Genomic DNA, 7,916 nt, shown 5'->3' with positions numbered 1-7,916 from the left:
GACCTCCAGCTTCCACGGAGACCGCATCTCGCGGGAGAGCATGGCGTTCCCCTTCTCGGCGTAGGGGCCGACGAAGTGCTGGGCGACGGGATCCCAGTTGAGCGGCAGGCCGGTCCGCAGGGCGATCACGCCGAGGTGGCAGACCGAGACGCTCCGATAGCCGACCTCCACGTCGCAGATGCACCGCTTCCGGCTGGCGATGCAGTCCATGAAGTTGCCCATGTGATCATTCGAGACGTACAGTCGCTGGGCATCCTTCGGCAGGGGCTCCTCCAGGAGCTTGGGATCGGAGGCCTCGATCCGCTCGCGGTTGACGAAGATCCAGCCCCGATCGCCGATGAACCGGTTGCCGTTCTCGCCGTCGCTCGTCGTGACGAGCCGGGCACCGTTGCCGTACAGGTAGCTGACGGCGAAATGCGGGTGGCAATTGTACGTGTTCGGCTCCCTGGAGGGCCGCTCGCCGGTGGCCGTGACGGAGATCGGGCCGGATCCGTCCATGCCCAGGCCCCACTGGGCGATGTCGTTGTGGTGGGCGCCCCAGTCGGTCATCTTGCCGCCCGAGTACTCGTACCACCACCGGAACTCGTAATGGCACTTCTCCTTGACGTACGGGACGTCCGGCGTGGGGCCCTTCCAGAAGTTCCAGTCCAGCCCCTCCGGGACGGCCGATTCCTTGAACGGGCCGCCGCGGGGGTTGTCGCCGATCCGGGCCTCCACGGTGTGGACCTTGCCGATCCGGCCGTTGCGGACGAGCTCGCAGGCCAGGCGGTAGCGGGCATCGGAGCGCTGCTGGCTGCCGGTCTGGAAGACGCGGTCGTACTTGCGGGCGGCCTTGACCATGGCCTTGCCCTCCTCGATCGTCAGCGACATCGGCTTCTCGCAGTAGACGTCGCAGCCGTGCTTCATGGCCTCGATGGCCACGAGGGCGTGCCAGTGGTCGACGGTGCCGACCGTGACGGCGTCGAGCTTCTCCTTGGCGAAGAGCTCGCGGAAGTCGCCATACTGGCGGCAATCCTTGCCGATCGCGTGCGCGGCCTTGGCGCGACGGCCGGCGTCGACGTCGCAGACGGCGACGAACTCGACGTTGGGCTTGCTCTTGGCCCACTTCATGATGCCGGTGCCCTGGCCGCCGACGCCGATGGCCGCCATCACGAGCTTGTCGTTGGGGCCGCGACGGCGGGCCGGCGCGTCGTCGGCCTCGTGGGCCGCGAAGACCTCGCGGGCATACCACGCGGGGAGGCCCGCGCCGACGGTCAGCGCGGCGAGCGATCGGTCCATGAATCCGCGGCGGGAGACGTTCTCTGGCTTCGACGGCATCTCGGGGCTCCGCTCTCGCTGGTGGGATAGCCCCGCGGCCCGGACGATCGCGGCCGCGGGCGAAACTCCGCCATCATAGCGCGCCCGGCGTGGCGAGGATACGAGCCTGTCCGGCTCAGGCCCTCGCCCCATGCGGTCGGATCGGCTCGCCCGACGCGTCCCCCCGCATCCCCAGGAATCCGATCGCCGCGGCGGCGCCCAGGGCCACGCCGAGGCGCGCGATGAGTCGCGGGGTCAGGCTCGCGAAGAGGGGATCGGACGTCTCGGCGAGCGGATCGAGGAAGACGCCGGCGATCTCGCAGAGGACCGTCCCGGCCAGGGCGCCGGCCAGGCCCAGGAGGGCAAACTTCAGGAAACCCCTGCCCAGTCCGATACCGAAGACCAGGCCACCGATCAGGCCCAGGACGCCCCAGTAGGTGCCATGCATCGCCATCGGGAGGAGCATGTCCGCCTCCGGGTGTGCGTCCATGTAGCGGGAATATCGCATCGCCAGGGCCAGGGGCAGTTGCCGGCCGGCCAGGATCCCCAGGACCAGGCCGGCCGCGCCCGCCGCCGCGCCGCGACGCGTGCCGCCGCCGGCGATCCCTCCCGCGAGCCCCAGGCAGAGCCCGAGGCAGCCGCCGAGGATCGAATAGGCGATCGCCATGTTCCTCGTGTGAGCGACCGCCATCGTGTGGATCGTCGGCATCGACACGGCGTTGCCGTTCAGGGTCGTGGCTGCATTCTCGGGCTTGTAGTAGTCGTGGACGGCCTCCCCCAAGCCGAAGGCCGCCAGCCCCGCCACCAACCCCGCCAGCAATGCAATCACCCCGGGATGTCGTCCGCCACGAGGCAAGGGCTCGACACCTCGGGACAAGGGAGGAGGTGATGGATGATCGCTGGTCATGGAGGCCTCCGCACGATCGTGAATGGATCAGGTCTGAACCGAAGCCCTCATCATGACACCGTACCGCCGCCGAACCAAGGATCCAGGTCCGATCGGTCCGATCATTATCCGGGACGCCATCCTTGACAGACCAATGCTGACGCGCGATGATGAGCGCGCTGAGATTCCATCCGGAGGTGGGGCGGCGGGTCATCCGTACACGAGGCCGCCCATCCCCGGATTCGATCAACGGTCACTGGGATGGCTCCGTTCGGGGCTGGACGGCGTGGGTCAAGAGCGTACAAGCCGGCGCACACCCGGGGGCGTGGATTCGTCCACCGGAAGTTCGCCGGGCGGAGCCTCGCTCGAGCCTTTCTCGCGGTTCGTCCTCCGAGCTGGGATTCCGTCCCTGGTTTGGTTGTGCGTCGACAGGCACTTTTCCTAATGATTTGTGCCAACTCATCATCAGTCTATGTTTCGTGAGCATATGCCATGAATCAGGTCATCGATCGTCGCCGCTTCTGTGGGATCACCGGATTGCTGGCCCTCGGCGGACTCGCCGTTTCCGGCTGCGGGGAAGACATGTCGACCCCCAAGAACATCGAGGTGGACAAGCCCCCGCTGGAGGGGGCCTCGGATTCCATGAAGAACTACATGCAGAAGCAGGCCGAATCGAAGAAGAAGAAGTAACCCCGAAGGGGGTTTCTCGGCGCCTGCGCCCTCGACCGTAAGTCGATCCGATAGGGATTCCGCGCGAACTTCACTCGCATTGTCATACTTCGTTCGTCGTGGAAGGCGCCTGCGGCGACACTCGGCATCGTTACGGCGGCATTCGCCACCGTTTTTTCGTTGCATCTCATCCTTCTCTTCCAGGGAGCTCAGTTCATGAGCAAGGTTTCCAGATCGCGGAGCGGCTTCACGCTGATCGAGCTGCTCGTGGTGATCGCCATCATCGCCGTCCTCATCGCCCTCCTGCTGCCGGCCGTGCAGTCGGCCCGCGAGGCCGCCCGCCGCGCCCAGTGCGTCAACAACCTCAAGCAGCTCGGGCTGGCCATCCACAACTACCACACGGCCACCAACTCCTTCCCGATGGGGGTCTCCGCCACCATCAATCCGCTCAGCGGCAGCAACCCCTGCATCGCCTGGATGGGCTGGAGTGCCCAGGGCCTGATGCTGTCCTATCTCGAGGCCGCCCCGCTCTACAACTCGATCAACTGGACGATGGATCCGATCAACTCGCCGACGTGGCCGTACAACACGACGGTCACCACGGCCCGGCTGGGCGCGTTCCTCTGCCCCAGCGACCCGCTCGCCGGCAAGCGGCACATCAACAGCTACCACGCCTCGACCGGGACGACCGCGACCTCCGACTGGGGCGTCGACAGCAGCGCCAACGCCTGCAGGGGCAAGGATTCGACCGGGCTTTTCACCTACATCAACACCTATGGGCTCGCCGACTGCACCGACGGGTCCTCGAACACCGTCGCCTTCAGCGAGGCGCTCGTGGGCGGCGGCAGCCCCACCAAGCTGAAGTTTGCCAGCGGTGCGAACCTTCCCGACGGGCAACAAGGGGGCATCCAGGATGCCTTCTCGCTGGTCCCGGCCGGCCAGCAGGCCCCCGGCACCTTCATCAACGTGCTCCAGACCTGCACCGCCCGGTTCCTGCAGGCGACCGACGGCAACGGCCTGTCCAACGCCCGCGGCCGGTTCTGGGCCTGGGGCTCCGATGGCGAGACCATGTTCAACACGCTGGTTCCGCCGTCGTCCAACCAGTATCAGTGGTCCGCCTGCCGGTTCGGTTGCGGCGGTTGCGGTTGGGACTCGTCCGACCACTCCCACATCTCCAACGCGAACAGCAACCACCCCGGCGGCGCCAATGTCTGCTTCGCCGACGGCTCGGTCAAGTTCGTCAAGAGCACCATCGCCATGCAGACCTGGTGGTCGCTGGGCACCAAGGCCGGCGGCGAGGTGATCTCCGCCGATTCCTACTGATCGCCAGCGGTCACGCGGAGTCCCTCGCCCACCGACGAGGGGCTCCGCCGCGTTTCGTCCCACGAGCACCGACCGGAGGCAGCCGCTCGGCTTGTCTTCGGCCGGTGTTCTTGTTGGTATGGGAAGTGGGCAGGATCCGGGAGGGCGAGGCTCCGGCTCGAGGCCGGACGAGAGGAATTCCGGGTGCAGGGTCGACCGAATCGTCTCTTGTTCGGACGAGCGATCCGGCTTGTCGACGCCTCGCCCGTCACGGCAGGAACCTCGCCCTCCGGGTTCGGCCCCCCTCCGGCCGTAGCTAGCTCACCTCGGTGATCCGGCTTGCGGGTCACGATCGCGTCCCGATGAGACCACCATGCAGGCCCCCACCGCGAAGGCTCGTCCGCGTTCCTACCTGATCATCGGTCTTGGCATCCTCGGGCTGCTCGGGGGCATCGCCTATGTCGGCGGACGGGGTTGGTTCGACGCGCAGCTCGCAGCCGCCGAGGCCGACCTGATCGACGGCCGGCCCGCGGATGCGGACGCCCGGCTGAAGCGGCTGGCGATCTTCGCCCCGCGCGACCCGGAGGTGCTCTTCTTCACCGGGGTCGCGGCGGAGGCGCTCAAGGACACGGCGGCGGCCGGGGCCGCCTGGGCCAAGATCCCGCGAGGCTCCTTCCGCTGGGCGGACGCCTGCGCCCGGCGGGCCCAGCTCGCCCTGGCCGAGGGGCGGCTCGCCGAGGTCGAGGACATCGCCCTCCACGCCGAGGTGCCGGCCTCCCATCCCGCCGCCGAGTCGATCGAGAGCAGCCTGATCCAGGCCTATGTCTTCACGATCCGCTACGACGAGATCGCACGGATCAAGCGGAAGCAATGGGAGCGGACCGGCAAGACGGAGCCGCTGCGCATCCTCTGGCTGCTCGGCGAGACCAAGAGCTTCGCCCTGGCCGCCACGGAGGCGAGGCTGGACGCAGCCGGCAAGCTCGCCCCCGAGGACGACCGCGTCTGGCTCGGCAAGGCGAACCTCGCCACCCGGGCCGGCCACAGGGACGAGGCCGACGCCTGGATCAAGAAGTGCCTGGACCGCCGCCCCGACGACCCGGCGATCTGGCTGGCGCGGCTCGACTGGGCGGTGGCCTTCGACGACCCGGCCGCCGCGGCCGAGGCGGTGCGCCACATGCCGGCCGCCTCGCTGACCCCATCCCGAGTGCTGGCCCTCCGCGCCTGGCTGGCCGCCCGCCGCAACGATGACCGCCTGGAGCGCGAGGCGCTGGAGGAGCGGCTCGACCGCGAGCCCGGCAATCCCGCCGTCCTGACCCGCCTGGCGGACCTCGCCGTCCGCGCCGGCAAGCCCGAGCTCGTCGCCCGCTATCGCGACCAGAAACGCGAGATGGACAGGGTCAACGACTCGTACCGCCTGCTCCTCACCGAGGATCCCTTCTTCCGCTCCGCCGCCAGCACCCGCGAGGGGGTGGAGCAGACCGAGCTCATCCTGGCGCGAAGCGCCACGACGCTCGGCCGCTGGTTCGAGGCGCGCGGCTACTGGCTCCAGGTCCAGAAGCGGAGCCCGGCCAGCAAGGAAGCGGCCGACGCCCTGGCCCTCATCGACGCCCGCGAGGCCGCCCTCCGCGGGTCGCCCATCGAGGCCCGGCTCAAGGCCGCCGGCTCGCTGGCCGACGTCGTCGCCGACCTGATCGGCGGCGCCTCGCCGGGCGAGGCCGTCGCGGCCGCGGGCGCCGGCACGCCGCGGGCGGTCCCGCAGTTCCGGGACCTCGCCGCGTCGTCGGGCCTGGTCCACACCTACGACAACGACGCCTCGCCCCTGAGTCGGATGCCCGAGTCCATGGGCGCGGGCATCGGCCTGATCGACTACGACGGCGACGGCTGGCTGGACGTCTATGCCGTCCAGGGGGGGAAGCTGACGATGTCGCTCGACGAGCCGCGGGGGCTCCAGCGGGACCGGCTCTTCCGGAACCGTCGCGACGGCACGTTCGAGGACGTCACCGCCAAGTCAGGCCTGGCCGCCTTCCCCGGCGGCTACGGCCACGGGGTGACCGTCGGGGATTACGACGGCGACGGCCATTCCGACCTGTTCGTCACCCGCTGGTGGTCCTACGCGCTCTACCGCAACCGCGGCGACGGCACGTTCGAGGACGCCACCGAGAAGGCCGGGCTCGGGGGCCATCGCGACTGGCCCACCTCCGCGGCCTTCGCCGACCTGGACGGCGACGGCGATCTCGACCTGTACGTGGCCCACTATGCCCTCTGGGATCCCAAGACCGCGCCGCCGTGCCAGCACCCGCGAGACCCGAGCCGGAACATGTACTGCGGGCCGCGGATGTGGCAGGCCATGCCCGATCACCTCTTCCGCAATGACGGCGGGCGCTTCGTGGACATCTCCGCGGAGGCCGGCATCACCGCGGCGGACGTCGACGGCCGCGGCCTGGGCGTCCTCGCCACGGACCTCGACGGCGACGGCAAGGTCGACCTGTTCGTCGCCGACGATCTCACCGCCAACCTGCTCTTCCACAACGAGGGGTCCCTCCGCTTCACGGAATGCGCGATGACCTCCGGCGTCGCCGCGAACGCGGACGGAGGGTATCTCTCGGGCATGGGGATCGGCTGCGGCGACCTCGACGGCGACGGCCTGGTGGACCTGGCCGTGGCGAACTTCTACGGCGAGTCGACCACGTTCTACCGCAACCTGGGCGAGGGCCAGTTCGCCGACGAGACGCGGGCATTCGGCTTCTCCACCGCCACTCGCTATTTGCTCGGGTTCGGCATCAGCTTCCTCGACGCCGACAACGACGGGATCCCGGACGTCGCCACGGCCAACGGCCACGTCAACGACCTGAGGCCGAACGTCCCCTACGCGATGCCGGCCTCGCTCCTGATGGGCAAGCCCGGGGGCCACGTCGTGGACGTCTCAGCCCGCGCGGGCGAGCCGTTCTCCGTCCTGCGCGTGGGACGCGGCCTCGCCGCCGGCGACGTCGACAACGACGGCAAGGTGGACTTCCTCACGATCAGCCAGGGGAGCCCGGTCGCCTACTTCCACAACGAGGGGCCGATCGGGCACTGGTTGACGATCAAGCTCGAGGGGACGAAATCCAACAGGGACGCCGTTGGCGCGGTGGTCACCCTGACGACGGCCGACGGCCGCCGGATGGTCGCCCATCGTTTCGGCGGCGGCAGCTTCCTCTCGGCGAACGACACGCGGATCCACTTCGGCCTGGGCGCCTCGGATCCGGGCCGGATCCCCTCGATCGAGATCCGCTGGCCCTCCGGCCAAGTCTCTCATGTCGCCGACATCGCCGCGGATTCCGCCTACCTGATCCGCGAGGGCGAGCAGAAACCCCTGTCGCTCCCCGGCTGGAAAGCGACGGTCGGCGCCGCCGGGGTTGCCCCTCCCGACGCTCACGAGGCCGTCGTCCACGAACCCGCCACGCCCCGCGACCACGAGGCCGTCCCGCGGGGGATGCCATGAACTCCGTGGGCGATCGCAGGGCGCGAGCCGCCGCGTTCCAGCCCCGGCCAATACAACACTTCCGAGAACAAATCATTCGTGAATTCGACTCACGAGGCGGGTTGCACCGCCCGGGCCGGCGTGATCCCATGTCCCCGGGCCCGGGCTCGGCGAGCCGGCACCCGGCCCTCGCGGTCGGCATGGGGCAGGGGCCTCGCCGGCGAGCCGTCTCCGCCCGCGACATCACAAGATTGCTGGCGGAGGTCCGCTCGACGGCCTCTCGACGGCCGGGTTGCGCCCTCC

General features: G+C 69.3%; 5 protein-coding genes. 3 read left to right on the top strand and 2 right to left on the bottom strand.

Annotated features, from left to right (window positions below; all coding sequences use genetic code 11):
• Both G6O54_RS23410 and G6O54_RS23405 read right to left on the bottom strand, forming a co-directional pair.
• Window positions 1-1,317, bottom strand: a 1,317-nt coding sequence (locus G6O54_RS23410) for a Gfo/Idh/MocA family protein (protein ID WP_165228632.1), incomplete at its 3' end; no start/stop codon positions are given.
• A gap of 115 nt (window positions 1,318-1,432) precedes the next feature.
• Entirely contained in the window at window positions 1,433-2,125 is a 693-nt protein-coding gene (locus G6O54_RS23405; protein WP_165228630.1) for a hypothetical protein, read from the bottom strand.
• Window positions 2,126-2,674: 549 nt separating this feature from the next.
• On the opposite strand from G6O54_RS23405, the gene G6O54_RS23400 reads away from it, so the two are divergent.
• The 3 genes from G6O54_RS23400 (at window position 2,675) to G6O54_RS23390 (ending at window position 7,634) form a co-directional block, all read left to right on the top strand.
• Window positions 2,675-2,872, top strand: coding sequence for a hypothetical protein (locus G6O54_RS23400; RefSeq protein WP_165228628.1), 198 nt, complete (start codon window positions 2,675-2,677; stop codon window positions 2,870-2,872).
• Window positions 2,873-3,067: 195 nt separating this feature from the next.
• Window positions 3,068-4,174: a DUF1559 domain-containing protein gene (locus G6O54_RS23395; protein WP_165228626.1), complete on the top strand. Its 1,107-nt coding sequence runs from the start codon at window positions 3,068-3,070 to the stop codon at window positions 4,172-4,174.
• 352 nt (window positions 4,175-4,526) lie between these two features.
• A complete protein-coding gene (locus G6O54_RS23390; protein ID WP_165228624.1) occupies window positions 4,527-7,634 on the top strand; it encodes a CRTAC1 family protein in 3,108 nt (1,035 codons plus the stop codon).
• The last annotated feature ends 282 nt before the right edge of the window (window positions 7,635-7,916 follow it).

Origin of the sequence: Aquisphaera insulae, assembly GCF_011064615.1 — a bacterium.
Taxonomy (GTDB): domain Bacteria; phylum Planctomycetota; class Planctomycetia; order Isosphaerales; family Isosphaeraceae; genus Aquisphaera; species Aquisphaera insulae.
This window is presented reverse-complemented; position numbering and strand designations above follow the sequence as displayed.